This window comes from Pseudomonas chlororaphis subsp. chlororaphis, from assembly GCF_003945765.1.
GTDB lineage: Bacteria > Pseudomonadota > Gammaproteobacteria > Pseudomonadales > Pseudomonadaceae > Aquipseudomonas > Aquipseudomonas chlororaphis.
On sequence record NZ_CP027712.1, the window covers coordinates 4,885,377 to 4,910,586 of the forward strand.

Genomic DNA, 25,210 nt, shown 5'->3' on the forward strand with positions numbered 1-25,210 from the left:
ACGCAGGATTCCCAGTACGGTAGCCCACTCACCGTCTGGATCGTTCATTTTCGGGAACACATCGCCATGCAGGTCAGCAAATCGAACAAGCTCGCCAACGTCTGTTATGACATTCGCGGCCCAGTGCTCAAGCACGCCAAACGCCTGGAAGAGGAAGGCCATCGCATCCTCAAGCTGAACATCGGCAACCCGGCGCCTTTTGGTTTCGAAGCGCCGGACGAAATCCTCCAGGACGTGATCCGCAACCTGCCGACCGCACAGGGCTACAGCGACTCCAAGGGCCTGTTCAGCGCGCGCAAGGCCGTCATGCAGTACTACCAGCAAAAGCAGGTGGAAGGCGTCGGCATCGAAGACATCTACCTGGGCAACGGCGTTTCCGAACTGATCGTCATGGCCATGCAGGCCCTGCTCAACAATGGTGACGAAGTGCTGGTCCCGGCCCCGGACTATCCGCTGTGGACCGCGGCCGTGAGCCTGGCCGGCGGCAACCCGGTGCACTACCTGTGCGACGAGCAGGCCAACTGGTGGCCGGACATCGCCGACATCAAGGCCAAGATCACCCCGAACACCAAGGCCCTGGTGATCATCAACCCGAACAACCCGACCGGCGCGGTGTACCCCAAGGCAGTGTTGCTGGACATGCTAGAGCTGGCACGCCAGCACAACCTGGTGGTGTTCTCCGACGAGATCTACGACAAGATCCTCTACGATGATGCCGTGCACGTCTGCACCGCCTCCCTGGCGCCTGACCTGCTGTGCCTGACCTTCAACGGCCTGTCCAAGTCCTACCGGGTGGCCGGTTTCCGTTCCGGCTGGGTGGCCATTTCCGGTCCCAAGCACCATGCCCAGAGCTACATCGAAGGCATCGACATGCTGGCCAACATGCGCCTGTGCGCCAACGTGCCGAGCCAGCACGCCATCCAAACGGCGCTGGGCGGTTATCAGAGCATCAACGACCTGGTGCTGCCCCCAGGCCGCTTGCTGGAACAGCGCAACCGCACCTGGGAACTGCTCAACGACATCCCCGGCGTCAGTTGCGTCAAGCCCATGGGCGCGCTGTACGCCTTCCCGAAAATCGACCCGAAAGTCTGCCCGATCCACAACGACGAGAAGTTCGTCCTGGACCTGCTGCTCTCGGAGAAACTGCTGGTGGTTCAGGGCACCGCCTTCAACTGGCCATGGCCGGACCACTTCCGCGTCGTGACCCTGCCACGGGTCGATGACCTGGAACAGGCGATCGGCCGTATCGGCAGCTTCCTCAAGTCGTATCGCCAGTAAGCCTTGCAACGCAGTGCGGCCGCCCCGGTCGCACTGCGATTAATTCAGCAACACTTCTGTACTCCCTGCTACGCCTACCCTTCTGTATCTTTGCCTTGCGCCTTGTACCCAGTGGTTGCATGCCTCTGAAGTGCTGCTCGGCTTCCGGTGGCTGCCCAACTGCGACAGAAAGCTCATGCAAGCGTCTAAAATCAGCCTGCAGGACACAGTTTGAAATAGTCACCCGGTTGAATAGGCCGGTGCCGCACCTTATATACCCCGCAGAACGCTACATCTTTAGCATGAGGAGATTTCTACAACCATGATGCGCATCCTGCTGTTCTTGGCCACTAACCTGGCGGTCGTGCTGATTGCCAGCATCACCCTGAGCCTTTTCGGCTTCAACGGGTTCATGGCGGCCAATGGGGTTGATCTCAACCTCAATCAGCTGCTGGTTTTCTGTGCGGTCTTTGGTTTCGCCGGTTCCCTGTTCTCGCTGTTCATCTCCAAGTGGATGGCGAAAATGAGCACCAGCACCCAGATCATTACCCAGCCTCGTACTCGTCATGAGCAATGGCTGCTGCAAACCGTCGAGCAACTGTCCCGCGAAGCCGGGATCAAGATGCCCGAAGTCGGTATTTTCCCGGCCTACGAGGCCAACGCCTTCGCCACCGGCTGGAACAAGAACGACGCGCTGGTTGCGGTCAGCCAGGGCCTGCTCGAGCGTTTCTCGCCCGATGAAGTGAAAGCCGTGCTGGCCCACGAGATCGGTCACGTGGCCAACGGCGACATGGTCACCCTGGCGCTGATCCAGGGCGTGGTGAACACCTTCGTGATGTTCTTCGCGCGCATCATCGGCAACTTCGTCGACAAGGTGATCTTCAAGAACGAAGAAGGCCAGGGTATCGCCTACTACATCGCGACCATCTTCGCCGAACTGGTCCTGGGCATCCTGGCCAGCGCCATCGTCATGTGGTTCTCGCGCAAGCGCGAATTCCGTGCCGACGAAGCCGGCGCACAACTGGCCGGTACCGCGGCAATGATCGGTGCCCTGCAACGCCTGCGCTCGGAACAGGGCCTGCCGGTGCACATGCCCGACACCCTGAATGCCTTCGGCATCAACGGTGGCCTCAAACAAGGCTTGGCTCGCATGTTCATGAGCCACCCTCCGCTGGAAGAACGTATCGACGCCCTGAGCCGTCGTCGCGGCTGATAACGCTGGCAAACACAAAAAAGGGCGACGCAAGTCGCCCTTTTTCATGGCCTGGAAAAAGACCGGGGCTCAGCGCGCCAGCAAGCGATAGACCCGTTCTTCGAGGCGGGTCACGCCGCCCTGGAGAAACTTCCAGCTCTCGCCAAGAATGTCCCGCACCTCCTCGACCTGCAGCTGCCAGCGCTTACCGAGCAAGGCCTTGACCTCGTCATCGAGCACGGCGAAAGGCGGCCCCGCCATCAACTCCTGGTCGTAATCCAGGGTGATCAACAGCCCCTGGCAGCCCTGAGGCAGGACCGATTGCAGATGCGCCGTATACCGCTCACGCATCTGCGGCGGCAAGGCGATCAACGCTGCGCGGTCGTACAACGCCTGGCAGTCGGTGACATCCGTGGCCTGCAGGGCAAAAAAGTCGCCGCACCAGAGCTGGATCGGGCCGTACTCATAGACTTTGAATCCGCCTCGAAGCTCAACCTGCGGCTGCACCTGCTGCTCACTGAAAAAGTCCTGGATGGCCTTCTCCGACAACTCGATACCCAGCACCTGATGGCCCTGGCTGGCCAGCCAGCTCAGGTCCAGGCTCTTGCCGCACAGCGGCACCAGTACCCGCGAACCCGGCGCCAGCTCCAGCTGGGGCCAGTAGCGTTGCAGGTAAGGATTAACCTCGGACAAATGGAAGCCGATCTGATTTTGTTCCCACCGTTTGTGCCAAAACTCCGGCTGCATAAATCACCCTGAAATTCGATCAAAAACCACAAAAACTTATATTAGATTCAGATCAATGATCTGATTGAAGATGGTGCATCTTAACGCTCAGGACCTCATTCATGCTCCCTAGCCTGTTCATCTCCCACGGATCACCGATGCTCGCTCTGGAACCCGGCGCCAGCGGCCCGGCCCTCGCCCGCCTGGCCGCCGAGCTGCCGCGCCCCAAGGCCATAGTGGTGGTGTCGGCCCACTGGGAAAGCCAGGACCTGCGGGTCAGCAGCAATCCGCAACCGCAAACCTGGCATGACTTCGGTGGCTTCCCCGCAGCGCTGTTCGCCGTGCAATACCCCGCCCCCGGCCAGCCTGAACTGGCGGAACAGGTGGCGCAGTTGCTCAGGGCCGACGGCCTGCCGGCGCAGCTCGACGACCAGCGCCCGTTCGACCATGGGGTCTGGGTGCCGCTGTCGCTGATGTACCCACAGGCGGATATTCCGGTGGTCCAGGTTTCCCTACCCAGCCGAATGGGCCCGGCCTTGCAGACCCAGGTCGGCCATGCTCTGTCCAGCCTGCGGCAACAAGGGGTGCTATTGATCGGCTCGGGCAGCATTACCCACAACCTGCGCGAACTGGATTGGCACGCCGGCCCGGAAAGCATCGAGCCGTGGGCCAGGGCGTTCCGCGACTGGATGATCGAGAAACTCGCCGCCAACGATGAAGCCGCGTTGCACGACTACCGTCGCCAGGCGCCGAATGCCGTGCGCAGCCACCCCAGCGATGAACACCTGCTGCCGCTGTACTTCGCCAGAGGCGCCGGTGGCGACTTCAGCATCGCCCATCAAGGCTTCACCATGGGCGCGCTGGGCATGGATATCTATCGTTTCGGTTGATGCCCTTGCCGGGCCCGGAGCATCACGATGCGACAACTGATCCAACCCCCAGGCAAAAAAAATCCCCGCACCAGGCGGGGATTTTTTCGTTCAACCAATCAGCTCAGTACTGATCAGTCTTCGCGATAGCGACGCAGCTTCAACTGCTTGCCGGCCACGCGAGTGTCCTTCAGCTTGGTCAGCAGACGCTCCAGACCTTCCTCCGGCAGCTCGACCAGGCTGAAGCTGTCACGCACCTGGATGCGACCGATGGCTTCGCGGGCCAGGCCGCCTTCGTTGAGGATGGCGCCCAGCAGGTTCTTGGCCGCGATACCGTCACGCGCGCCCAGCGCGGTACGGCAACGGGCACGACCTTCAGCCAGAGGCATCGGCGCGCGACGCTCACGCTCACCGCGATCAGGACGATCGCCGGAACGCTCAGGACGGTCGCCACGTGGCGCGCTGTTCGGCACCAGTGGGCGTTCCTTCTCGATCGCTGCCAGGTTCAGCGCCTGACCGTTGGTGGCCTTGCGCAGCAGGGCCGCGGCCAGGGCACGCGGGCTGCAACCGATATCGGCGGTCAGGCGATCCAGCAGATCACCGTGGGTCGATTCAGCGTCAGCGACCAGCGGCGACAGGCTGTTGGTCAGCTTCTTGATGCGCGCGTCGAGAACGGCTTGAGCGTCCGGCAGGCGAACCTCGGCAACCTTCTGACCGGTTACACGCTCGATCACTTGCAGCATGCGGCGCTCGCGTGGAGTCACCAGCAGCAGCGCACGACCTTCGCGACCGGCACGGCCAGTACGGCCGATACGGTGCACGTAGGATTCCGGGTCGTACGGCATGTCCACGTTGAATACGTGGGTGATGCGCGGTACGTCCAGGCCACGGGCCGCAACGTCGGTCGCCACAACGATGTCCAGGCGGCCATCCTTGAGGGAGTCGATCACACGCTCACGCTGGTTCTGGGCGATGTCGCCGTTCAGCGCAGCGGCCTTGTAGCCTTTGGCTTCCAGGGCACTGGCCAGGTCCAGGGTCGCTTGCTTGGTGCGCACGAACATGATCAGGGCGTCGAAATCTTCCACTTCCAGCAGACTGAGAACGGCAGAAGTCTTCTGGTCAGCGTGAACCAACAGGTGGGCCTGCTCGATCGCGGTGACGGTCTGAGTCTTGCTCTGGATCTTGACGTGTTTCGGGTCCTTCAGGTGACGCTCGGCGATCGCACGGATCGACTGCGGCAGGGTGGCCGAGAACAGTACGGTCTGACGGGTTTCCGGCATGGCCTTGAAGATGACTTCCAGGTCATCCATGAAGCCCAGCTTCAGCATTTCGTCGGCTTCGTCGAGAACCAGATGGTTCACGGTAGCCAGGACTTTTTCGTCGCGACGCAGGTGGTCGCACAGACGGCCCGGAGTGGCGACAACGATCTGTGCGCCATTACGGATTGCTTTCAGTTGTGGGCCCATCGGCGCGCCGCCGTAGACAGCCACAACAGTTACGCCCGGCATTTGCTTGGCGTAGGTTTCGAAAGCGGTTGCAACTTGCAGCGCCAACTCACGGGTTGGGGCCAGGATCAGAGCTTGCGGCTCGCGCTTGGACGGATCAATGCGGTGCAGGATAGGCAGGGCGAACGCGGCGGTCTTACCGGTACCGGTTTGCGCCTGACCAATCATATCGTGACCGGCGAGGATGATCGGGATCGACTGCTGCTGAATGGCCGAAGGCTCTTCATAGCCGGTAGCGACTACTGCAGCGACAATATTGGGATGAAGTTCAAGAGCGGCGAAGCCGCCGATTTCCTGGGTCATGGGTCTGCCTCTAAGTGCATCCGCAAAGACCCATGCTCCAAAGCTGCGCATGCCGTGTAAGACTCAAGAGTCACCCTGGCAGCTTTGTCGGCGGGGATTTGCGAAAACGATTGAAAGAAATGAACGTCAAGGATAGTCCGCGCAGCGGACAAGCAGCCGAAGCTGACTTCGGGGAATTGCATCACCTAAACGAGGCCCGGTTAAAGGCCGGCGCGCACTATACCGGAATTACTCAAAAAAGGGAGTTTTTTTTATCGGAAAAACCCGCTGAATACCTAGTTGTCACAGGCTTTGCGGATAATTCGGCAAAGGTCTATTTTGCACAGGCCCACGCCTGTCGGGGGATGACGCTTAAACGGTTCATCTTGCCGGCCGATACCGTCGGTCCGAGACACTCTTTACCGTCCGAGGAAATGCCCCATGAGCCAGCCCAGTTGCAGTCGCGTCAGCCGTGAACAACGTGGTCATCTCTTCCTCATCGGCCTGGACCGGGTCGCCAAGCGCAATGCCTTCGACCTGCAGCTGCTCGATCAACTCAGCCTGGCCTACGGCGAGTTCGAGGCCAGCAGCGAGGCCCGGGTCGCCGTGGTGTTCGGCCATGGCGAGCACTTCACCGCGGGGCTGGACCTGGCCAACGTCGGGGCGAAACTCGCCGAAGGCTGGCAGGCACCGGCCGGCGGTTGCGATCCCTGGGGTGTCTTTGCCGGGCCGCGGGTCAGCAAACCGGTGATAGTCGCGGTGCAGGGCTACTGCCTGACCATCGGCATCGAGCTGATGCTGGCGGCGGATATCAACCTGTGCGCCAGCAATACCCGCTTCGCCCAGTTGGAAGTGCAACGCGGCATCTTTCCGTTCGGCGGCGCCACCCTGCGCCTGCATCAGATCGCCGGCTGGGGCAACGCCATGCGCTGGTTGCTCACCGGCGACGAATTCGACGCCCATGAAGCTCTGCGCCTGGGGCTGGTGCAGGAGGTAATGGCCAGCGAAGACCTGTTGCCCCGCGCCCTGGCCCTCGCCGAACGGATCGCCTGTCAGGCGCCGCTGGGGGTTCAGGCCACCCTGATGTCGGCCCGACAAGCGCGGCTCGAAGGAGAAAGCGCGGCAGCGCAGGGGCTACCGCCGCTGGTGAAGGCGCTGTTGAACAGCGAGGACGCCAAGGAAGGTGTGCGAGCAATGGTCGAGAAGCGCCCGGGGGTGTTCAAGGGGTGTTGAGCGGCCTGAACCCGTGGTGAATGTGAGGGCCTATCGCGGGCAAGCCTCGCTCCTACAGATGCGCTCGGCCAGCAAACTCAGGTCGCCGGACGGATGCACTTGATCAACGACTGCAACGAATAGCCCAGGCGTGGCGCCAGCGCCTCGGCCCGGGCGCTCAGGCCGTCCATGTCCAGCCCCTGCTCCAGGTCGGACGGCACGATCAGAATCACGTTGCCCTCCTTCACCGGCAGCTCCCAGTAGTGCCGATGGTAAAGCCCGCGCAGCAAGGCTGCACCGAGCGGCTTACCATCGTCGGTGGCCCACTGGTTGATCACCAGCCAGCCGCCCGGGTTGAGGCGCTTCTGGCAGTTTTCCAGGAACCCCCAGGCCAAGTGTCCGACGCCCGGCCCGACGTCGGTGTACAGGTCGACGAAAATCAGGTCCGCCGACTCGGCGCTGTCCAGCAGTTCGAGCGCATCGCCGACCCGGATATACAGACGCGGATCGTCATCCAGCCCCAGGTACTCGATAGCCAGGCGCGGCACGTCGGGGCGCAGCTCGATGGCCTCGACATCGTCCAGCGGCAGGAACTTGAGGCAGGCCTGAGTCAGGGTGCCGGCGCCCAGGCCGAGAAACAGCGCGCTCTCGGGCTGCTCATGGCACAGCGCACCGATCAGCATGGCGCGGGTGTAGTCGTACTCCAGCCAGCTCGGGTCGGCGGTAAACACACAGCTCTGCTCGATGGCATCGCCAAATTCGAGGAAGCGGTAATCCGCCACTTCCAGTACCCGAATCATGCCGAACTCATCGTGCACTTCGGCGAGCAGGCGCTCGACGCGCTCCTCAGTCATCTCTTCTCCTAGCCGCGACGGGGCTCAACCTCGCCGTCGCGATAAACCGGCCGCTCGGCGCCGAGCGGGAAAGGCGCGATTGTCCGCGAACCGGCGGGAACAGGTCACGCACTAATTGCTGATAACATGCCTGTCCGACCTTAAAAACACCCGAGTCCGTGATGAGCCAACCCTGGAGCCCTGACAGCTGGCGCGCCCTGCCGATCCAGCAACAACCCGTCTACCCCGACGCCGCACACCTGTTGCAGGTCGAGCAGACCCTGGCCAGCTACCCGCCGCTGGTATTTGCCGGCGAAGCCCGGGAGTTGCGCCGCCAGTTTGCCGAAGTGACCCAGGGCCGAGCCTTTCTGCTGCAGGGTGGCGATTGCGCCGAGAGCTTCGCCGAGTTCTCGGCGGCGAAGATCCGTGACACCTTCAAGGTCCTGCTGCAGATGGCGATTGTCATGACCTTCGCCGCCGGTTGCCCGGTGGTCAAGGTCGGGCGCATGGCCGGCCAGTTCGCCAAGCCGCGCTCGGCCAATGACGAAACCATCAATGGCGTGACCCTGCCGGCCTACCGCGGCGACATCGTCAACGGCATAGGTTTCGATGCGAAAAGCCGGGTGCCGGACCCGGACCGCCTGCTGCAGTCCTATCACCAGGCCACCGCCACCCTGAACCTGCTGCGCGCCTTTGCCCAGGGCGGTTTTGCTGACCTGCACCAGGTGCACAAATGGAACCTGGACTTCATCGCCAACTCCGCCCTGGCCGAGAAGTACAGCCAGCTGGCCGACCGCATCGACGAAACCCTGGCCTTCATGCGCGCCTGCGGCATGGACAGCTCGCCGCAGCTGCGCGAGACCAGCTTCTTCACCGCCCACGAGGCGCTGCTGCTGAACTATGAGGAAGCCTTCGTCCGTCGCGACAGCCTGACCAACGACTATTACGACTGCTCGGCGCACATGTTGTGGATCGGCGATCGCACCCGCCAGCTCGACGGCGCCCACGTCGAATTCCTGCGCGGGGTGAATAACCCGATCGGGGTCAAGGTGGGCCCGAGCATGAACACTGAGGAGCTGATCCGCCTGATCGACATCCTCAACCCGGACAACGATCCAGGCCGCCTGAATCTGATCGTGCGCATGGGCGTGAACAAGGTCGGCGACCACCTGCCGCAGCTGATCCGCGCGGTGGAAGGCGAAGGCAAGAAGGTGCTGTGGAGTTCCGACCCGATGCATGGCAACACCATCAAGGCCAGCAGCGGTTACAAGACCCGCGATTTCGCGCAGATTCTCAATGAGGTGAAGCAGTTCTTCCAGGTCCACGAAGCCGAGGGCAGTTATGCCGGCGGTATCCACATCGAGATGACCGGGCAGAACGTCACCGAGTGCATCGGTGGTGCGCGGCCGATTACCGAAGATGCTTTGTCGGATCGCTACCACACCCATTGCGACCCACGGATGAACGCCGATCAGTCGCTGGAGCTGGCGTTCCTGATTGCCGAGACCTTGAAACAGGTCAAGCGTTGAACCCCTAGCATTCGATCATCCAGGGCACGGTGCTGGATGATCGATGCTGGTCAAAGAAACGCGCGCAAGCGCTGGGCGCTGTCCCTTGGGCAATTGAGCTGGACGTTGGCCAGCCCCAGCCAGTCGGCCATGCTCCGCAAGCTGCTCGCCAGCGCCTGCATCCCCTGCTCGTCCAACCCCAGATCCTCCTCATGCACGGCATGCACCGCCAGGCGCCCCTGCGCCCTTTCTGCCCGCAGGTCGACCCGCGCGGCGATCCGTTCGTGGTGCAGAAACGGCAGCACGTAATAGCCGTACACCCGCTTATGCTGTGGGGTGTAGATCTCCAGGCGATAGCGGAAATCGAACAGGCGCTCGGTGCGACTGCGTTCCCAGATCAGCGAATCGAAGGGAGAAAGCAAGGCGCTGGCCGGCACACTGCGCGGCACCTTGGCCTCTGGCAGGCAATACGCCGCTTGCTTCCAGCCTGCCACCTCGCAGGCCAGCAGTTCGCCGCCCTCCAGCAATTCCGCCAGGCGCGCCCGGCTGTCTGCCGACTCCAGGCGAAAATAGTCGCGCAGATCCTTCTCGGTGGCCACGCCCAGGGCGCTGGCGGCATGCAGCAGCAAACCGCGCTGGGCGTCGGCCTCGCTGAGCGGCGAATGCTGCAAGATGCTCGAAGGAATCACCCGCTCCGGCAAATCGTACAAACGCTCGAACCCACGCCGGCCGGCGACCGTTACCTCACCGGCGGCGAACAGCCATTCCAGCGCATGCTTCTCCGCACTCCAGTCCCACCAGGGACCGGCGCGTTCCTCGCGGGTCGACAGGCTGCCCGCCCCGAGGGCACCCTGTTCCTCGACCGCGGCCAGCACCCGGCGAATAGTCGCCTGCTGCTCCTGGCCAAAACGCGCCAACTGCTGGTAGATCCCCTGCCCCTGGCTGGCCCGCTGCATGCGCCAACGCATCAGCGGGTACAGCGACAGCGGCAGCAACGAGGCTTCGTGGCCCCAGTATTCGAACAGCGTGCGTTGCCGGCCCTGACTCCAGGCAGCCTGGTCCAGCAGTTGCGCGGGATAGTCACCAAGGCGGGAAAACAGCGGCAGGTAGTGCGAGCGCACCAGGGCGTTGACCGAATCGATCTGCAGGATACCCAGACGCGCGATCAGGCGATTGAGCTGTGCGGGCCTGATCGTCGCAGGCAGTGGCCGCCCGGAAAAACCCTGGGCGGCCAGCGCCAGACGCCGAGCCTGCTTGAGGGAAAAGGACAGTTCTGCGGGCATGGCAATCTCCTTGTCTGCCCGCAAACTACCTCAGTGAGAAGTGGCTTGTGTAGCGCTTTGACATTCACTTGTGCATCGGATCGTCCCAGAACGGCCGCACGGTCTCCCGCTCCACATCCGCGCGACTGAGGCCAATATCCTTCAGCGCCTCATCACTCATGCCGGCCAGCATGTTGCGTTCACGGTGCAGCTCACGCCAGCGGACAATCCTCTGCAGCAGGTGCCGCAAGGAAACGCCATGCCATGCAAACCGGTGAGCCAGTACAAAACCTTTTTGACCTTTCATCGTCTTGCCCTCCAGTGGGGATGGCTCAAGTCTCCACCCAGGGCTAAGATCAATCCAACGAATGTTTCTTATGCAATACATCTCGGAGTTTGATGAATTGTCCAGCTACCCAAGCATTGATACCGAGGTCCTGCGCACCTTCGTCGCCATCGCCGACCAGGGCGGTTTCACCAAGGCCGGGGAGCAGGTCAATCGCACCCAGTCCGCGGTGAGCATGCAGATGAAGCGGCTCGAGGAAGATGTGCTGCAACGCCAATTGTTCCAGCGGGAGGGCCGGCAGGTACGCCTGACCGCCGAAGGCCAGGTGCTGCTGGGTTACGCACGGCGCATCCTGAAACTGCACAGCGAGGTGTTCAACACTCTGCGCGAGCCGCACATGGTCGGCACCGTGCGCATCGGTACGCCGGACGATTACGTGATGCGCTTTCTACCGGGGATCCTGTCGCGTTTTGCCCAGGCCTATCCCTTGATCCAGATCGAGGTGCATTGCGAGTCGTCCAAGCAATTGTTGCTGCGCCAAGACCTGGACCTGTCCATCGTCACCCGCGAGCCGGGCAGCGAAATCGGCCAGTTGCTGCGCAAGGAGCGTTTCGTCTGGGCCGAGGCCCAGGGGTTCTGCCCCCACGAACAGACGCCGCTGCCCCTGGCGATGTTCAACAGTGATTGCTTCTGCAGGCAGTGGGCCTGCAATGCGCTGGACGCCACCGGGCGCGACTATCGCATCGCCTATAACAGCTCCAGCCTGTCGGCACTGATGGCCGTGGTCAGCGCCGGCCTGGCGATCACCGCGCAGCTGGAAAGCCTGATCACCCCGGACATGCGCATCCTGGGCGCCGCCGAAGATCTGCCCCTGCTGCCCGAGGCCAGCATCATGCTGGTGCGCAACCTCAACACACCTTCGCCCATCACCGAATGCCTGGCCGAGCACATAGTCGAAGGCTTCAAACTTTAAAGGCGAGCATCACCGCGCAGACCACCAGGAAGCCGCAGAACAGCCCGCGCAGCATTCGCTCGGGCAGCGCATGGGCGATTTTCACGCCCCAACTGATGCTCAACAACCCACCCGCCGCCAGCGGCAGGCCGATCATCCAGTCCACTTCCTGATGCACCCCGTAGGTCACCAGGGTCACCCCGGTGCTGGGCAGGGCCAGGGCCAGCGACAGCCCCTGGGCGACCACCTGGGTGGTGCCGAACACGCTGGTCAGCACCGGGGTGGCAACCACCGCGCCGCCGACGCCGAACAGCCCGCCCATGGCCCCGGAAGCCGCACCCAGCACACCGAGCCACGGCCAGGGATAGCGCATCTGCGCCGAAGCCGGGGCATTGGCCAGGAACATGCGCAACAGGTTGTAGGCCGACAAGGCCACCAGGAACGCGACGAAGCCGATCCGCATGACTTGGGCATCGATGCCCACCGCCCAGATCGAACCGAGCCAGGCAAAACTGAAGCCCATCAGGGCCAACGGCAACGCCTGGCGCGCCTCGATCCGGTTGCGCTGGTGATAACGCCACAGCGCGAGCATCACGTTCGGCACCACCATCACCAACGCCGTGCCCTGGGCGATCTGCTGGTCCAGCCCGAACAGCACGCCCAGCACCGGAATCGCAATCAGCCCTCCACCGATCCCGAACAAGCCGCCCACCGTGCCCAGCGCCGCGCCCAATACCACATACATCGCTAAATCGATCACCGCTGCTCTCCTCACTCAGGCCTTGCATGCTACGCAGTCGGCTCTGGTGCGGAAACGCACAGCAACGCACAATGGCTTTGCCAAATTCGCACAAGCAAATACCCACCATGAACCCCAACGCCCTCACCGACCAGCTCGGCCTGTTCCTCGATGTGCTGGAAGCCGGGAGTTTTTCCGCCGCCGCGCGCCGGCATCCCTTGACCCCTTCGGCGGTGGCCCGGCGTATCGACAGTCTGGAAAGCGCGGTCGGCAGCAAGCTGTTCATGCGCACCACCCACGCGGTGGTGGCGACGGCGGCTGGCCAGGCCTTTGCCGAACGCGCCCGGCGCATCGTCGCCGAACTGCAACTGGCGCGGGCAGAAGCCGTGTCCTTGAGCCACGCGCCGGAAGGCCTGATCCGCATCGACGCTCCCGCGGCGTTCGGCCGGCGACACCTGGCGCCAGCGATCGCCGATTTCCTGATGCTCTATCCGGGGCTGGATGTGCAGTTGCACCTGATCGACAGCTTCGTCGACATGCAGGGTTCGCACCTGGGCAAGGTCGATCTGGTGCTGCGCGCCGGGCAAAGGGTCGATACCCGGATGGTGGCGACCTCGCTGGCAAGCATCGTGCGCATCGCCTGCGCCAGCCCGGCCTACCTCAAGCTGCGCGGCACCCCGGTGCATCCCGCCGAACTGAGCCAGCACGACGGCCTGGACTGGGACGGCCTGGCTCCACTGTTCGCCTGGCGCTTCGAACTGGATGGGCAGTTGCAGACTCATCGCCCACAACGCATCCGCATGAGTGCCAACAATGCCGAGGCCCTGCTATCCGGAGCCCTGGCCGGGCTGGGCATCGCCCACCTACCGACCTGGCTGGCCAGCGAATACCTGCTGCGTGGGGAACTGTTGCCGCTGTTCTGCGAAACCGGCCTGCCCAAACCGGAAAGCGCCGGTATCTATGCCTTGCGCCTGGAACAGCACACCAACGCTCGCAGCCGCCTGTTGCTGGAATACCTGAAGACTCGCTTCAGTCCGATTCCGCCCTGGGATCTGGCCCTGCAGAGCGCCATGGGCTGAGCGCTCGTGAGAATTATCTGGCGCATTAAAGATTCGCCCGCTAGATTCAGGGCGAGTATCGATCAAGGCCCGACCATGAACACCAAAGGCTCCACCCCGGAAAAATGTGACGATCTGCTGCTGGATAACCAGCTGTGTTTCGCCCTTCACTCGACGTCGTTGCTGATGACCAAAGTCTATAAACCACTGCTGCAGGAGCTGGGCCTGACGTATCCCCAGTACCTGGCAATGATGGTGCTCTGGGAGCAGGACGGACTGACCGTCGGCGAGATCAGCAGTCGCCTGCTGACCGATCCTGGTTCATTGACGCCCTTGCTCAAGCGCCTGGAAGCCGAGGGATTGCTGAGCCGGACCCGCAGCCGCGAAGACGAACGGGTGGTGATCATCGAGCTGACCGAGCAAGGCCGGACCCTGTATGACCGGGCGCGCGGCGTTCCCCAATGCATCCTCGGCGCCAGCGGCCTGACCCTGGAGCAACTGCGCAAACTGCAGGCCGATCTGCTGAACCTGCGCGGCCATCTGCAAGACAGCCTTTAACGGCGCGCTCGCGAGCACGCCCTGCCCTTCTGCAGGAGCGCTTGCTCGCGATTCTCTCTGTTTCGATGTCGCTAACAGCGTATCGACGAAAAAATTTCTCGATAAAAATATTATTTAAATCATTCACTTAGCCAAAAAATATGGACTGCTGGCAAGCATTTTCGAGTTTTTTTCAAAAATTTATATTGCGCACTAAATATTTGAGCGATACATTTACTTCGCACTTACTTAGCGCGCAAATATTTAGCGCAAAAATTCGAAACCCAAGAGGCTCACACCATGCAAACTCTCTATACCGCAGTCGCAACCGCAACCGGTGGCCGTGATGGTCGCGCCGTCTCCAGCGACAACATCCTCGACGTCAAACTCTCCACCCCCAAAGAACTCGGTGGTGCCGGCGGCCAGGCGACCAACCCTGAGCAACTCTTCGCCGCCGGCTACTCCGCCTGCTTTATCGGCGCCCTGAAATTCGTCGCCAGCCAAAGCAAGCGCAAGATCCCGGACAACGCGTCGATCACTGCGCACGTCGGCATCGGCCAGATTCCTGGCGGCTTCGGCCTGGACATCGACCTGCATATCAGCCTGCCAGGTCTTGAACAGAGCGACGCGCAGTCCCTGGTCGAAGCGGCTCACCAGGTCTGCCCTTACTCCAACGCCACCCGCGGCAACGTCGACGTACGTCTGCACGTGACTGTCTAACCCAGCTGCGCGCCAGCGCCCGCACCGCCCAGGAGACGAACATGAACACTTTCAGCAAGGTCTTGACCGGTAGCCTTCTCGCCCTGTCCATCAACACGGCGTTCGCCGAAGGCGGGGTCGAACACAACACCCAGGCGTTCCTCGACACCTTGAACGCCGGCAGCGGCAAGCCGATGGAACAGATGACACCCAAAGAGGCCCGGGCCGTGCTGGTCGGCGCCCAGGCCGGGGTCAAGCTGACACTGCCCAAGGCGGATGTCAGCCAGAAGACCATCGACGTCGACGGCCAGGCCATCAGCCTGACCATCGTCAGGCCGGCCGGGGTGAAAGGCACGTTGCCGGTGTTCATGTTCTTCCACGGCGGCGGCTGGGTGCTGGGAGACTTCCCGACCCACGAACGGCTGGTGCGGGACCTGGTGGTGGGCTCCGGGGCGGCGGCGGTATTCGTCAATTACACACCGTCCCCGGAAGCGCATTACCCGGTGGCGATCAATCAGGCTTACGCGGCGACCCAATGGGTGGCCGAGCATGGCCGGGAAATCAACGTCGACGGCAAGCGCCTGGCGGTTGCCGGCAACAGCGTCGGCGGCAACATGGCAGCAGTGGTCAGCCTGATGGCCAAGGACAAGGGCACGCCGGCGATCCGGTTCCAGCTGTTGTTGTGGCCGGTAACCGACGCGAATTTCGAGACGGCGTCGTACAACCAGTATGCCGAGGGACACTTCCTCAGCAAAAACATGATGAAGTGGTTCTGGGACAACTACACCACCGATGCCCGGCAGCGTAACGAGATCTACGCCTCACCGCTGCGCGCCACCAGCGCCCAGCTCAAGGGCCTGCCACCCGCGCTGATCCAGACGGCCGGTGCCGACGTACTGCGCGACGAAGGCGAAGCCTATGCCCGCAAGCTGGACGAAGCCGGCGTGACCGTGACCTCGGTGCGCTACAACGGGATGATCCATGACTACGGTCTGCTCAACGTGGTCAGCCAGGTACCCGCGGTGCGTTCAGCACTGCTGCAAGCATCCGATGAGCTCAAGCAACATCTGAAGTAAGTTTGCCACCCAGGCCTTCGGCCACAAAAAAGCCCGACTCGATGGTCGGGCTTTTTCGTGGCTATGGATTCAAGCAGGGGCTTAAACCTTGGCGCGGCCTTTGTAGGAACCGCCTTCGCGAGTATCGATCTCGATCATGTCGCCGATTTCGATGAAGTCCGCAACCGACAGCTCGGTACCGTTCTTCAGTTTGGCAGGCTTCATCACCTTGCCCGAAGTGTCGCCGCGAGCGGAACCTTCGGTGTAGTCAACCTGGCGCACGATGGTGGTCGGCAGGTCAACGGAAACCAGACGGTCTTCGAAGAACACGGCTTCGCAAACGTCGGTCATGCCTTCTTCGATGAACGGCAGAACGGCTTCGATGTCTTCGGCGTTCAGCTCGTACATGGTGTAGTCGGTGGTGTCCATGAACGTGTAGGTGTCGCCGCTGATGAACGACAGGGTCGCTTCTTTGCGATCCAGGATCACGTCGTCCAGTTTGTCGTCCGCACCGTAAACGGTTTCGGTCTTGTAACCGGTCAGCAGGTTCTTCAGCTTGGTCTTCATGATCGCGCTGTTACGACCGGACTTGGTGAATTCAGCTTTCTGAACCAGCCAAGGATCGTTGTCGATACGGATCACGGTACCGGGTTTGAGTTCTTTACCAGTTTTCATTGCGAATATCCGAATTTGGATGGGATTTACAAAAATCTAGGCCGCGTATCATATCCAATTTAGGTAAAACTGCACCAGCGCCGCAGCAAGATCGGGCTGCGAGCCCTGTTCCAGACACCACTTTTCGGCGTGAGCAGCCACTTCCGGCCAGTGTTCGAGCAGCTTTTTCCAGCCTTGCGCCATCTCGCCTCCGGCATTCCAGGCCCGCCACAGGTCGATCAACACCGCCTTGGCCTCTGGTGACAGCCCCTGCGTATAAAGCTCGAGAAAGGCGTCGAGCTTGTCCAGGTGAATGTCTTCGTCCTGTTGATAAATGTGCCAAAGCATCGGCCGGCCGGCCCACTGCGCGCGCACGAACGAATCCTCGCCGCGTACCGAGTTGAAATCGCAGGACCACAGGAGCTGGTCGTATTCCTCCTGTCGGACGAACGGCAGCACCTGCACCGTCAAGGCCCCTCGGACCTGCACCGCACCCGCCGTCAGCGCCTCGACACCCAGCCAGTGTTGTACGTCACCGAGGATCCGCCCCTCGGGAACCAGCAGATGGGTAGCTCGCGAGTCGGCAGACAGCGCTTGCAGCCAACTGGCCAGGCCGGCGTTCTCATAGGCGAACAGCGACATCAATCGCGCGCCAGGTGCTGCAAATACGTCGAGCCCTTCCAGGAAGCGTTGCCGGGCCAGGGGGTCCTGCTGAAACGCCCTGCGCCGCTCCAGCAATCCAGCCTCGCGTAGCAGCCCACCGGTGCCGGCTTGGAAGCCGGGGAAAAAGAAGTACTTCTGCACGCCCTTGAACTTCACCGAGGGCAGACCGTGACAGCCGGTCACCCAGGCCTCGGCGCTGAGGTAATCGAGGTTTAGCCACAAAGGGGTATGTTCACGCTCGGCCATCGCCTCCATATAAGCCGCTGGCAACTGGCAGGCAAAGGCCGCGATCACCACATCGGCAGCCGCCACCGGCGACCACTCGGTTGGCCAGTGACGCACATCGACGCCTTCCTGCCATTGCTGAGGCAAGGCGATATCGATGGGCGGGCACAAACGCTCGAAGGCCCGCAGGTCATCCACCCACAGCCGCACCGCGCACTGATGTTCGGCCACCAATTGCCGGGCCAGCCGCCAGGTCACGCCGATATCGCCGTAGTTGTCGACGACGCTGCAGAAAATATCCCAGGAGGCTTTCATTCCGGGCTCCATTTGGCAAAGGCGCCGATTGTCCGCATAAATGGCTACTGACAGAAGAGCCAACGCCGATAATCTTCGTGCGACAATCGCAGCTTGCCGACACCGCCTGCCAGGAGGCTGCCATGCCCTATCGCCCGACGCCCCGTCGATCATTACGTATCAGCGTAAACGCACTTCAACTCAGCGGCAGTATTGCCCTGGGATTGTGGCTGGGTTTTCTGGCGATCGCCCTGACCTGCTGGCTGGCCTGGCGTTTTCTGTTCGACCAGCAATTGGCGCCCGTCGCCCAGGCCGTGCAACAGCTGGCAAAACCGCCCAGTGCGGAATCGGCGGCGTCCAACCGCATGTTCGAGCAGTACCAGGAAAACCTGCGTAAAAACGAACAGCAGCAGTCCCTGGATAATGCGCGCAGCAACCTGCGCAACCAGTCCAACCCGAAATGCCAGTTCTGGTTGCAACAGGACCAGACGGCGCCAAGCGAAAAGAGCCGGGCCAACGTCCTGCAATTCTGCGATTGATCATGAACAAACCTACGGTCCACCAACTGATTCTCGACAAACTCCGTGGCGATCTGGAGATCGCCCAGCGTGCGGCGCAGACCGCCTATGAAGCGGCGACCCACGAAGAGAACATTGCCGAAAACAAATACGACACCCTGGGGCTCGAGGCCTCCTATCTCGCCGCCGGCCAGGCCAGGCGCGTCGAGGAAATCCGGCAGGCGCTGGCGCTCTGCCAGAACCTGACCCTGCGCCCGTACGACGAGCAAGTTGGTATCCAGATCGGCGCGCTGCTGGGCCTCGAAGACGAAAACGGCCACGAACAATGGCTGTTCCTGGCGCCGGATGGGGCGGGACTGAAGGTAGAGGTGGTGGGGCAACCGGTGACCGTCATCACCCCTCGTTCACCGTTGGGCAAAGGCCTGCTGGGCAAGTTCGAGGGGGATGAACTGGAGATCGTCGTCGCCGGCGCTCGGCAACAGTTCGCTGTCACCGAGGTCAAGTAAGCCCGACTTAGTGGACAGGCAGTTCGACACCGTCGAACAGCTCTTCGAGTTCCTGCTTGTTGTGGCACTGAATGGCCTTGGCCATCACTTCGCGTGTCAGGTGCGGCGCGAACTTCTCGATGAAGTCGCACATGAAGCCACGCAGGAAAGTGCCGCGACGGAACCCGATCTTGGTGATGCTCGACTCGAACAGTTCGCTGGCATCCAGTACCACCAGGTCGCTATCAAGCTTGGTATCGACCGCCATCTTGGCAACGATGCCCACACCCAGGCCCAGGCGTACGTAAGTCTTGATCACGTCGGCGTCGGCGGCGGTGAACACCACCTTCGGCGTCAGGCCGCGATGGCTGAAGGCTTCGTCGAGCTTGGAGCGGCCGGTAAAACCGAACACGTAAGTCACGATCGGGTATTCGGCGAGGGTTTCCAGGGTCAGCTTCGGCAGCTTGGTCAGCGGGTGGCCCTGCGGTACCACTACGCAACGGTTCCAGCGGTAGCACGGCATCATCACCAGATCGCCGAACAGCTCCAGCGCTTCGGTGGCGATGGCGAAGTCGACGGTACCATCGGCAGCCATTTCGGCGATCTGCATCGGCGAGCCCTGATGCATGTGCAACGCCACATCCGGGTACTGCTTGATAAAGCTGCTGATCACCGGCGGCAAGGCATAACGGGCCTGGGTATGGGTGGTGGCGATCGACAGGGTGCCTTTCTTCTCGTTGGAGAATTCCTGGGCGATCTGCTTGATGCTTTCGACCTTGCGCAGGATCTCGCCAGCGGTGGTGATGATGCGTTCGCCAGCCGGGGTGACGCGAGTCAGGTGCTTGCCGCTACGAGCGAATACCTCGACCCCCAGCTCGTCCTCGAGCAGGCGGATCTGCTTACTGATACCCGGTTGCGAGGTATAAAGGCTTTGGGCTGTAGCAGAGACGTTGAGGTCGTGGTGCGCCACTTCCCAGATGTAGCGCAATTGTTGAAGCTTCATATGAATCCCTCAAAGCAGGTAGACGCCACGGGCATCAGCGACGGTATATAACTATATTAATGGTTCGAAGAATAAATCTAGAACTTTTCTTCAGAAAATTCCAACAAGCGCATCAGATATCTCCGAGCCGCCGACGCTGTACCAAAGGCACCAGGTAAACCGGAACCTTGGCCAGTTGCAGTACCCTGGCTGCCGTCCTGCCCAATGGAGTTTCACCACCCGCCCCATGGCTGTGACTTCCTACGATCAACAAATCCACAGAGAGTTTCGACGCCTGCTCGAGAATGACGTGCGAGGGGTCCCCCTGAAAGACCCTGACCGACTGAATCAGCGCGAGATCCTGCATGCCCTCCCCCAACTCTTCGCGAAAGCTGTCGAGCACCCGTTGCTCGATATTCGCCATCACCGTGCTCAGTCCCTGACTGTGAAACTCATTCAGGGCCTGTTCGTCGAGATAACTCTGCAACACCGACTCGGCAAACAGCCCCATGGGCTCCACCGCATGAACCACGTGCAATTCGGCATTGAATGTTCGAGCCAGCTCCAGGGCATGTTGCATCACGTAGGGCGCATACAGACCGAGGTCAGTGGCATACAGCATCGAACGAATCATATGACCTCCTCGACTGCCAATATGGCGGAGATTGATTCAGCTTAGCAGTGCCAAGGCGACTACGACGTCCCGCGCAAGCCCGTGAACATTGAGCTAAACCTTGGTTTCGTTGCTGATACCGTGGGGTACGTGACCGGTGGCGACCACTTCGCGAGCCAGTTCGCAATGACCCGCCTGATCGTCGAAGAACACATCGGCGGCGAAGGCTTCGAGAAAGGCGGCCTTCTCCAGGCCGCCCAGGAACAACGATTCGTCCAGACGGATATCCCATTCGCGCAGGGTGCGGATCACCCGTTCATGGGCCGGTGCCGAACGCGCCGTCACCAGGGCGGTGCGGATCGGACAACCATCGTCGGGGAATTCGCGCTGCAACAGATTGAGCGCAGCGAGGAAGCCTTTGAACGGCCCCCCACGCAACGGCTCGCGGGCGGACTCGCGCTCCTTGGCCTGAAAGGCTTCCAGGCCACCGAGCTGATAGACCCGTTCCGACTCATCGGAAAACAGCACGGCATCACCGTCGAAAGCGATCCGCAGTTCGGCGCTGGCGGCGCGTCGGGCGCCACCGGAAAGAATGGTCGCCGCAGCGAACCCGGCGTCCAGTGCGCTGCGCACATCTTCGGCGTGGGTGGAAAGAAACAGGTCGCAGCCAAAGGCTGCGAGGTAGGGATAAGGGCTGCGGCCACCAACAAACGCGGCCCGGGAAATATCCAGGCCGTAATGCTGAATCGAGTTGAAGACCCGCAGGCCCGTGTCGGCACTGTTACGCGACACTAGCACCACCTCGACCCGCGCCCGGCCGAGGCTGGCATTGAGGCTCAAGAGCTTTTTCACCAGGGGGAAAGCATCGCCCGGTTCGAGGGATTCCTCCTCGTGATCGATCTGATACTTGCGGTAGGCCTCGACCCCCTCGGCCAGATAGACCTTATGGCTCTCGCTGAGATCGAACAGGGCCCGCGATGAAATCGCCACCACCAGTTTACCGCCCAAGCCCTTTGCCATATCCCTTCCCCCCGATGCTGCGATCAACCGTTATGCCGGTCGATAAAACTCAACGCCTGATACAAGGCTTCCATTTTCGGCAGCTCGCATCCCGCCGCCTTGGCCGCGGCCAATGGCGCGACATAGATGGCCGACAACTCCAACGCACGTTTGTGCTGGTAGTCGTGGTACATGCTCGGCCAATAGTCCGGCATGCCTTCGGTCACCTTGAACAAGTGCTCAGCATAGCCGTCCGGCATGCTGTGACCACAGGCCAGGGCGCCTTGCACCACTTCACGCATCAAGGCCTGAATCAGCTCGCGGCTGTCGGCATCGGCCATCAGCGCCGTGGTGCTGGCGTTGAGCAACACTGACAAACCGTTATAGGGCACGTTCCACACCAGTTTCTGCCAGCGCGCCTGCTGCAGGTTGGCCATGGCCTGGGAGCCGATACCGGCCTTGCGGAATAGCGCGGCGCCCTCTTCCACTATTGCCTGGCGCTGCGACTCGTCCTGCGCTGCCGGGCCACTGTGATACCCCAGGTTCACCGCGCCCAGCGCCTGATGCTCGATCACCCCTGGTCCGGCACGGTGCACGCAGATAAAACACAGGCCGCCCAACAGATGCAGCGAGTCGGGAAGCAGGTCGCGCAGGCCATCTTCCACATCCAGGCCATTCTGCAACAACAGCACCTTGGCGCCGGGAGCCGCCGCGCAAAGAATCGCTGGAGCCAGCTCGGCGTTGCTGGTGGTCTTGGCCCCCACCAGCAGCCAATCGCAGGGCGGCATGTCTTCGGCACTGGCATAGGCCTGGACCGGGTTCAGGGTCAGCTCACCATGCACCGCGCTATGCAGTTGCAACCCCCGCTCGGTGACCGCGGCGAATTCGCTGCGCAGCAGGAAATGCACATCCAGGCCGGCTCGCGCCAGCAACATCCCGTAGAAACCACCGATCGCTCCGGTACCGATAATGCCGATTCGCGGCGTGTGGACTGCTTCCATCAAGGCAACTCCTCTGGAATTCGGTTCAGCGCCTGCACCAGGTGCTCGCTGAGCTCGCCGGGTGTCAGACGCGACTGCAAGGCCCCATAAAACTCACCGTCGCGCACCACGAACAGTGCCGGCAAGTGAAACACCTGATAGCGCTCGACCGCGCCGCCATTGTTCCCTGCATCGATCCAGCACAACCGCTCGATCGGCAGATCGAAGCCGGGCAACTGCTGCCTGGCCCAGCGACAGCTGGCGCAGCCGACGCTGGTGAATATCACCATTGAAACACCGCTCATCGCCAACAGCCGCTGATCGATATCGAAATCAGTCAGCTCCAATTCGACCACTATACTGGGGGAAACAATGTCACATAGCCGACACTCGGAGTCTGCGTTCATGGGACGTTTCATTCCTCATCCTGACGATGTTCCGGTTGAGATGACCTTACGCGAGCACGCATGCATTTCGCGTCAACGGTTGCACACTATCAGCCTCGGCGGCATGGCTTGCAATTATCACCGCGCCTGGCGCCGCGGCACCGCACTGGAAATCTGCATCCCCACTCTGGGTGAAAACGCCCGCTACAATGGCTATGTGGCCTGGTGCCTGCGACGCAAGCATGGCTATCTGGTGGGGATCGCCTTCATCGACGAACAGACCCTGTTCCATGCCCGAATGAGTGAGCAGGTGTGCCAGATCGCCCACTACTGCCACCTGCATGAGCCCCAGGCTGAGCAGCGACAGATCGAAACCCTGGCCCAGCAATGGGTCGAACAGCACGCCGCCGAATTCTCCCATGACCGGGTTCACCAGGCTTTTATGCAGCCAGCGCTGGATTAAACCCGCCTCTGCCCATTGTCGAGCCCCGGTGTAACGCGCTAAGGTTCGGCTCCCCGACGCGCTTAAATCCGCTGTGCACCGCCGCGCGGGGATCGCTGGCGGCCGGCACCCGTGACCTGACGAGTAACACGATGGCTGATTTACCGATCAACGACCTTAACGTCGCCTCCAACGAAACCCTGATCACTCCCGACCAGCTCAAGCGTGACATCCCGCTGAGCGACGCCGCCCTGCGCACCGTGACCAAGGGTCGCGAAGTGATCCGCAATATTCTCGACGGCACCGACCACCGCCTATTCGTCGTCATCGGCCCGTGCTCGATCCACGACATCAAGGCGGCTCACGAGTATGCCGAGCGCCTGAAAGTTCTGGCCGCCGAAGTCTCCGACACCCTTTATCTGGTGATGCGCGTGTACTTCGAGAAACCGCGGACTACCGTCGGCTGGAAAGGCTTGATCAACGACCCGTACCTGGACGACTCGTTCAAGATCCAGGACGGCCTGCACATCGGACGCCAGTTGCTGCTGGACCTGGCCGAGATGGGCTTGCCGACCGCCACCGAAGCGCTGGACCCGATCTCCCCGCAATACCTGCAGGACCTGATCAGTTGGTCGGCGATCGGTGCACGTACCACCGAATCCCAGACCCACCGCGAGATGGCTTCCGGCCTGTCCTCGGCGGTAGGTTTCAAGAACGGCACCGACGGTGGCCTGACCGTTGCCATCAACGCCCTGCAATCGGTTTCCAGCCCTCACCGCTTCCTCGGCATCAACCAGGAAGGCGGCGTCTCCATCGTCACCACCAAGGGCAATGCCTACGGTCACGTGGTTCTGCGCGGCGGCAATGGCAAGCCGAACTATGATTCGGTCAGCGTGGCCCTCTGCGAGCAGGCGCTGAACAAGGCGAAGATCAAGCCGAACATCATGGTCGACTGCAGTCATGCCAACTCCAACAAGGACCCGGCCTTGCAGCCGCTGGTGATGGAGAACGTGGCCAACCAGATTCTCGAAGGCAACCAGTCGATCATCGGCCTGATGGTCGAAAGCCACCTGAACTGGGGCTGCCAGGCAATTCCCAAGGACCTGGCCGAACTGCAATACGGCGTGTCGATCACCGATGCCTGCATCGATTGGGAAAGCACCGAGAAAACCTTGCGCGGCATGCACGCCAAGCTCAAGGATGTCCTGCCAAAACGGGTTCGTACCTGACCCCGTATCGCAGACACAAAAACGCCGGGCCAAGCCCGGCGTTTTTTTTTGGCGTCCCCGCTCAGAGTTTCGCGGCGTGGCGCTGATGGCGCTCCATATAGCGCTCCACATATGAGCACGACGGAATTACCGTGTAACCCATGCGGTCAGCATATTCCAACGCCTGCTCGGTCAGTGCCGCGGCAATACCACGACCACGCAGCGCGTTAGGCACGAACGTCCGATAAATATCCAGGGTCTGCTTACCCAGGTCCATATAGGTCAGGTAGGCACGATGACCGTCCACATTGGTCTCGAATTGATGACCAGCCTGGTCATGGTGGATGGACAACGCCTCGCTCATCACTACTCCTCGCGGGTCTTGGATTCTGACCCCTACCTTACCGATGTTTTTCCGGCGAAGGAACAACTACGCCACCCCGTGCCTGTCTGGACACCGAGGAGAGCTTGCCGCTCTCGCATGACCGAGCACGTTTCAAATAGTAGGCACCATTGGCACCAATGCTCAAGGGACGCTTGCGTTCAAGCTACTGGCATCAGGCCAGTTTGCTGTCGATGCGTCCTCAGACCTGTTCCCAGCTACATGCAAAACGCTCGATCAAACCGCCTGAGGATCAACAACCTGAACATCGCCGGATGTTGAGATTTAAGACGAGCCCACCCATTTAAAGTCACCTCAACATGGACAAAGATGCGTGAGACACCCCACAGATTCTGAACAAAAGTGTAGACGAGTCGATATAGATAGACTTTAGCCTACACTCCGCA

The 25,210-nt window shown here is 61.5% G+C and carries 28 protein-coding genes and 1 pseudogene; 15 read left to right on the forward strand and 14 right to left on the reverse strand.

The features are described 5' to 3' along the window. Positions 1–66: 66 nt before the first annotated feature. Together C4K27_RS21860 and htpX are read left to right on the forward strand one after the other, a co-directional pair. Positions 67–1,278 (forward strand): pyridoxal phosphate-dependent aminotransferase, encoded by a 1,212-nt coding sequence (locus tag C4K27_RS21860; RefSeq protein ID WP_007931438.1) that lies wholly within the window; start codon positions 67–69, stop codon positions 1,276–1,278. Between the two features lie 301 nt (positions 1,279–1,579). Next, positions 1,580–2,470: a protease HtpX gene (htpX, locus tag C4K27_RS21865; RefSeq protein WP_007931437.1), complete on the forward strand. Its 891-nt coding sequence runs from the start codon at positions 1,580–1,582 to the stop codon at positions 2,468–2,470. 69 nt (positions 2,471–2,539) lie between these two features. Here htpX and C4K27_RS21870 read toward each other — a convergent pair whose 3' ends face one another. Further along, positions 2,540–3,196 carry a thiopurine S-methyltransferase gene (locus C4K27_RS21870; protein ID WP_053262154.1) on the reverse strand — a complete coding sequence of 219 codons (657 nt, stop codon included), beginning with the start codon at positions 3,194–3,196 and terminating at the stop codon, positions 2,540–2,542. Positions 3,197–3,297: 101 nt separating this feature from the next. On the opposite strand from C4K27_RS21870, the gene C4K27_RS21875 reads away from it, so the two are divergent. Then, the gene (locus C4K27_RS21875; RefSeq protein WP_053262155.1) at positions 3,298–4,065 is read left to right on the forward strand and encodes a DODA-type extradiol aromatic ring-opening family dioxygenase; all 768 of its coding nucleotides are present in this window, start codon (positions 3,298–3,300) and stop codon (positions 4,063–4,065) included. A gap of 113 nt (positions 4,066–4,178) precedes the next feature. Here the strand turns inward: C4K27_RS21875 and C4K27_RS21880 are convergent. Further along, positions 4,179–5,886 (reverse strand): annotated as a pseudogene (locus C4K27_RS21880) (DEAD/DEAH box helicase). 85 nt (positions 5,887–5,971) lie between these two features. Between C4K27_RS21880 and C4K27_RS31295 the strand changes: the two are divergent. Together C4K27_RS31295 and C4K27_RS21890 are read left to right on the forward strand one after the other, a co-directional pair. Continuing rightward, positions 5,972–6,307, forward strand: a complete 336-nt coding sequence (locus C4K27_RS31295) for a hypothetical protein (protein ID WP_164523770.1) — start codon at positions 5,972–5,974, stop codon at positions 6,305–6,307. After that, a complete protein-coding gene (locus C4K27_RS21890) occupies positions 6,273–7,064 on the forward strand; it encodes a crotonase/enoyl-CoA hydratase family protein (protein WP_009044947.1) in 792 nt (263 codons plus the stop codon). Before C4K27_RS31295 ends, C4K27_RS21890 begins: the two co-directional genes overlap by 35 nt. Before the next feature lie 77 nt (positions 7,065–7,141). Here C4K27_RS21890 and C4K27_RS21895 read toward each other — a convergent pair whose 3' ends face one another. Next, positions 7,142–7,897, reverse strand: a complete 756-nt coding sequence (locus C4K27_RS21895; protein ID WP_007931432.1) for a spermidine synthase — start codon at positions 7,895–7,897, stop codon at positions 7,142–7,144. 161 nt (positions 7,898–8,058) lie between these two features. Here C4K27_RS21895 and C4K27_RS21900 point away from each other — a divergent pair, with 161 nt between their 5' ends. Further along, positions 8,059–9,405, forward strand: coding sequence for a class II 3-deoxy-7-phosphoheptulonate synthase (locus tag C4K27_RS21900; RefSeq protein ID WP_007931431.1), 1,347 nt, complete (start codon positions 8,059–8,061; stop codon positions 9,403–9,405). 50 nt (positions 9,406–9,455) lie between these two features. Here C4K27_RS21900 and C4K27_RS21905 read toward each other — a convergent pair whose 3' ends face one another. Together C4K27_RS21905 and C4K27_RS21910 are read right to left on the reverse strand one after the other, a co-directional pair. Beyond that, entirely contained in the window at positions 9,456–10,667 is a 1,212-nt protein-coding gene (locus tag C4K27_RS21905) for a winged helix-turn-helix domain-containing protein (RefSeq protein ID WP_053262156.1), read from the reverse strand. Between the two features lie 64 nt (positions 10,668–10,731). After that, a complete protein-coding gene (locus tag C4K27_RS21910) occupies positions 10,732–10,953 on the reverse strand; it encodes a DUF1127 domain-containing protein (RefSeq protein ID WP_053262157.1) in 222 nt (73 codons plus the stop codon). Between the two features lie 97 nt (positions 10,954–11,050). Between C4K27_RS21910 and C4K27_RS21915 the strand changes: the two genes are divergently transcribed. Then, the gene (locus tag C4K27_RS21915) at positions 11,051–11,905 is read left to right on the forward strand and encodes a LysR substrate-binding domain-containing protein (protein ID WP_162235140.1); all 855 of its coding nucleotides are present in this window, start codon (positions 11,051–11,053) and stop codon (positions 11,903–11,905) included. Here the strand turns inward: C4K27_RS21915 and C4K27_RS21920 are convergent. Further along, positions 11,895–12,644 (reverse strand): sulfite exporter TauE/SafE family protein, encoded by a 750-nt coding sequence (locus C4K27_RS21920; RefSeq protein WP_053262159.1) that lies wholly within the window; start codon positions 12,642–12,644, stop codon positions 11,895–11,897. The genes C4K27_RS21915 and C4K27_RS21920 overlap by 11 nt on opposite strands. 107 nt (positions 12,645–12,751) lie before the next feature. Between C4K27_RS21920 and C4K27_RS21925 the strand changes: the two genes are divergently transcribed. The 4 genes from C4K27_RS21925 (at position 12,752) to C4K27_RS21940 (ending at position 15,993) form a co-directional block, all read left to right on the forward strand. Then, positions 12,752–13,702, forward strand: a complete 951-nt coding sequence (locus C4K27_RS21925; RefSeq protein ID WP_053262160.1) for a LysR family transcriptional regulator — start codon at positions 12,752–12,754, stop codon at positions 13,700–13,702. A 75-nt stretch (positions 13,703–13,777) separates the two neighbouring features. Continuing rightward, positions 13,778–14,239 carry a MarR family winged helix-turn-helix transcriptional regulator gene (locus C4K27_RS21930; protein ID WP_053262161.1) on the forward strand — a complete coding sequence of 154 codons (462 nt, stop codon included), beginning with the start codon at positions 13,778–13,780 and terminating at the stop codon, positions 14,237–14,239. A gap of 279 nt (positions 14,240–14,518) precedes the next feature. Next, complete coding sequence (locus tag C4K27_RS21935) at positions 14,519–14,938, forward strand: organic hydroperoxide resistance protein (RefSeq protein ID WP_009044954.1); 420 nt, start codon at positions 14,519–14,521, stop codon at positions 14,936–14,938. 41 nt (positions 14,939–14,979) lie between these two features. Further along, positions 14,980–15,993, forward strand: a complete 1,014-nt coding sequence (locus C4K27_RS21940) for an alpha/beta hydrolase (protein ID WP_053262162.1) — start codon at positions 14,980–14,982, stop codon at positions 15,991–15,993. Positions 15,994–16,074: 81 nt separating this feature from the next. Here the strand turns inward: C4K27_RS21940 and C4K27_RS21945 are convergent, their stop codons facing one another. Together C4K27_RS21945 and earP are read right to left on the reverse strand one after the other, a co-directional pair. Continuing rightward, the gene (locus tag C4K27_RS21945) at positions 16,075–16,647 is read right to left on the reverse strand and encodes an elongation factor P (protein ID WP_007931398.1); all 573 of its coding nucleotides are present in this window, start codon (positions 16,645–16,647) and stop codon (positions 16,075–16,077) included. Between the two features lie 48 nt (positions 16,648–16,695). After that, positions 16,696–17,829: an elongation factor P maturation arginine rhamnosyltransferase EarP gene (gene earP / locus C4K27_RS21950; protein ID WP_053262163.1), complete on the reverse strand. Its 1,134-nt coding sequence runs from the start codon at positions 17,827–17,829 to the stop codon at positions 16,696–16,698. Positions 17,830–17,951: 122 nt separating this feature from the next. Between earP and C4K27_RS21955 the strand changes: the two genes are divergently transcribed. Then, positions 17,952–18,347, forward strand: coding sequence for a hypothetical protein (locus C4K27_RS21955; protein WP_053262164.1), 396 nt, complete (start codon positions 17,952–17,954; stop codon positions 18,345–18,347). Positions 18,348–18,349: 2 nt separating this feature from the next. Next, positions 18,350–18,832, forward strand: coding sequence for a GreA/GreB family elongation factor (locus tag C4K27_RS21960; protein WP_053262165.1), 483 nt, complete (start codon positions 18,350–18,352; stop codon positions 18,830–18,832). A 7-nt stretch (positions 18,833–18,839) separates the two neighbouring features. On the opposite strand, the gene cysB is transcribed toward C4K27_RS21960, so the two are convergent. From cysB to C4K27_RS21985, 5 genes are all read right to left on the reverse strand, one after another. After that, a complete protein-coding gene (gene cysB, locus C4K27_RS21965) occupies positions 18,840–19,814 on the reverse strand; it encodes an HTH-type transcriptional regulator CysB (RefSeq protein ID WP_007931387.1) in 975 nt (324 codons plus the stop codon). A 112-nt stretch (positions 19,815–19,926) separates the two neighbouring features. After that, entirely contained in the window at positions 19,927–20,427 is a 501-nt protein-coding gene (locus C4K27_RS21970; RefSeq protein ID WP_007931386.1) for a universal stress protein, read from the reverse strand. Between the two features lie 93 nt (positions 20,428–20,520). Then, positions 20,521–21,426: a 5'-nucleotidase gene (locus C4K27_RS21975; RefSeq protein ID WP_007931385.1), complete on the reverse strand. Its 906-nt coding sequence runs from the start codon at positions 21,424–21,426 to the stop codon at positions 20,521–20,523. Positions 21,427–21,449: 23 nt separating this feature from the next. Next, positions 21,450–22,406 carry a putative 2-dehydropantoate 2-reductase gene (locus tag C4K27_RS21980; protein WP_053262166.1) on the reverse strand — a complete coding sequence of 319 codons (957 nt, stop codon included), beginning with the start codon at positions 22,404–22,406 and terminating at the stop codon, positions 21,450–21,452. Next, positions 22,406–22,792, reverse strand: coding sequence for a YbbN family protein (locus tag C4K27_RS21985; RefSeq protein WP_053262167.1), 387 nt, complete (start codon positions 22,790–22,792; stop codon positions 22,406–22,408). Before C4K27_RS21985 ends, C4K27_RS21980 begins: the two co-directional genes overlap by 1 nt. Between C4K27_RS21985 and C4K27_RS21990 the strand changes: the two genes are divergently transcribed. Together C4K27_RS21990 and C4K27_RS21995 are read left to right on the forward strand one after the other, a co-directional pair. Further along, the gene (locus C4K27_RS21990) at positions 22,791–23,234 is read left to right on the forward strand and encodes a PilZ domain-containing protein (protein WP_053262168.1); all 444 of its coding nucleotides are present in this window, start codon (positions 22,791–22,793) and stop codon (positions 23,232–23,234) included. The genes C4K27_RS21985 and C4K27_RS21990 overlap by 2 nt on opposite strands. Positions 23,235–23,365: 131 nt before the next feature. After that, complete coding sequence (locus C4K27_RS21995; RefSeq protein ID WP_053262169.1) at positions 23,366–24,442, forward strand: 3-deoxy-7-phosphoheptulonate synthase; 1,077 nt, start codon at positions 23,366–23,368, stop codon at positions 24,440–24,442. Positions 24,443–24,503: 61 nt separating this feature from the next. Here the strand turns inward: C4K27_RS21995 and C4K27_RS22000 are convergent, their stop codons facing one another. Next, positions 24,504–24,785: a GNAT family N-acetyltransferase gene (locus C4K27_RS22000; protein ID WP_007931380.1), complete on the reverse strand. Its 282-nt coding sequence runs from the start codon at positions 24,783–24,785 to the stop codon at positions 24,504–24,506. Positions 24,786–25,210 lie beyond the last annotated feature (425 nt).

Coding starts and splice junctions, on each gene's coding strand:
- C4K27_RS21860 (WP_007931438.1), top strand. CDS start 67: ATGCAGGTCAGCAAATCGAACAAGCTCGCCAACGTCTGTTATGACATT.
- htpX (WP_007931437.1), top strand. CDS start 1,580: ATGATGCGCATCCTGCTGTTCTTGGCCACTAACCTGGCGGTCGTGCTG.
- C4K27_RS21870 (WP_053262154.1), bottom strand. CDS start 3,196: ATGCAGCCGGAGTTTTGGCACAAACGGTGGGAACAAAATCAGATCGGC.
- C4K27_RS21875 (WP_053262155.1), top strand. CDS start 3,298: ATGCTCCCTAGCCTGTTCATCTCCCACGGATCACCGATGCTCGCTCTG.
- C4K27_RS31295 (WP_164523770.1), top strand. CDS start 5,972: ATGAACGTCAAGGATAGTCCGCGCAGCGGACAAGCAGCCGAAGCTGAC.
- C4K27_RS21890 (WP_009044947.1), top strand. CDS start 6,273: ATGAGCCAGCCCAGTTGCAGTCGCGTCAGCCGTGAACAACGTGGTCAT.
- C4K27_RS21895 (WP_007931432.1), bottom strand. CDS start 7,897: ATGACTGAGGAGCGCGTCGAGCGCCTGCTCGCCGAAGTGCACGATGAG.
- C4K27_RS21900 (WP_007931431.1), top strand. CDS start 8,059: ATGAGCCAACCCTGGAGCCCTGACAGCTGGCGCGCCCTGCCGATCCAG.
- C4K27_RS21905 (WP_053262156.1), bottom strand. CDS start 10,667: ATGCCCGCAGAACTGTCCTTTTCCCTCAAGCAGGCTCGGCGTCTGGCG.
- C4K27_RS21910 (WP_053262157.1), bottom strand. CDS start 10,953: ATGAAAGGTCAAAAAGGTTTTGTACTGGCTCACCGGTTTGCATGGCAT.
- C4K27_RS21925 (WP_053262160.1), top strand. CDS start 12,752: ATGAACCCCAACGCCCTCACCGACCAGCTCGGCCTGTTCCTCGATGTG.
- C4K27_RS21930 (WP_053262161.1), top strand. CDS start 13,778: ATGAACACCAAAGGCTCCACCCCGGAAAAATGTGACGATCTGCTGCTG.
- C4K27_RS21935 (WP_009044954.1), top strand. CDS start 14,519: ATGCAAACTCTCTATACCGCAGTCGCAACCGCAACCGGTGGCCGTGAT.
- C4K27_RS21940 (WP_053262162.1), top strand. CDS start 14,980: ATGAACACTTTCAGCAAGGTCTTGACCGGTAGCCTTCTCGCCCTGTCC.
- C4K27_RS21945 (WP_007931398.1), bottom strand. CDS start 16,647: ATGAAAACTGGTAAAGAACTCAAACCCGGTACCGTGATCCGTATCGAC.
- earP (WP_053262163.1), bottom strand. CDS start 17,829: ATGAAAGCCTCCTGGGATATTTTCTGCAGCGTCGTCGACAACTACGGC.
- C4K27_RS21955 (WP_053262164.1), top strand. CDS start 17,952: ATGCCCTATCGCCCGACGCCCCGTCGATCATTACGTATCAGCGTAAAC.
- C4K27_RS21960 (WP_053262165.1), top strand. CDS start 18,350: ATGAACAAACCTACGGTCCACCAACTGATTCTCGACAAACTCCGTGGC.
- cysB (WP_007931387.1), bottom strand. CDS start 19,814: ATGAAGCTTCAACAATTGCGCTACATCTGGGAAGTGGCGCACCACGAC.
- C4K27_RS21970 (WP_007931386.1), bottom strand. CDS start 20,427: ATGATTCGTTCGATGCTGTATGCCACTGACCTCGGTCTGTATGCGCCC.
- C4K27_RS21975 (WP_007931385.1), bottom strand. CDS start 21,426: ATGGCAAAGGGCTTGGGCGGTAAACTGGTGGTGGCGATTTCATCGCGG.
- C4K27_RS21980 (WP_053262166.1), bottom strand. CDS start 22,406: ATGGAAGCAGTCCACACGCCGCGAATCGGCATTATCGGTACCGGAGCG.
- C4K27_RS21990 (WP_053262168.1), top strand. CDS start 22,791: ATGGGACGTTTCATTCCTCATCCTGACGATGTTCCGGTTGAGATGACC.
- C4K27_RS21985 (WP_053262167.1), bottom strand. CDS start 22,792: ATGAACGCAGACTCCGAGTGTCGGCTATGTGACATTGTTTCCCCCAGT.
- C4K27_RS21995 (WP_053262169.1), top strand. CDS start 23,366: ATGGCTGATTTACCGATCAACGACCTTAACGTCGCCTCCAACGAAACC.
- C4K27_RS22000 (WP_007931380.1), bottom strand. CDS start 24,785: ATGAGCGAGGCGTTGTCCATCCACCATGACCAGGCTGGTCATCAATTC.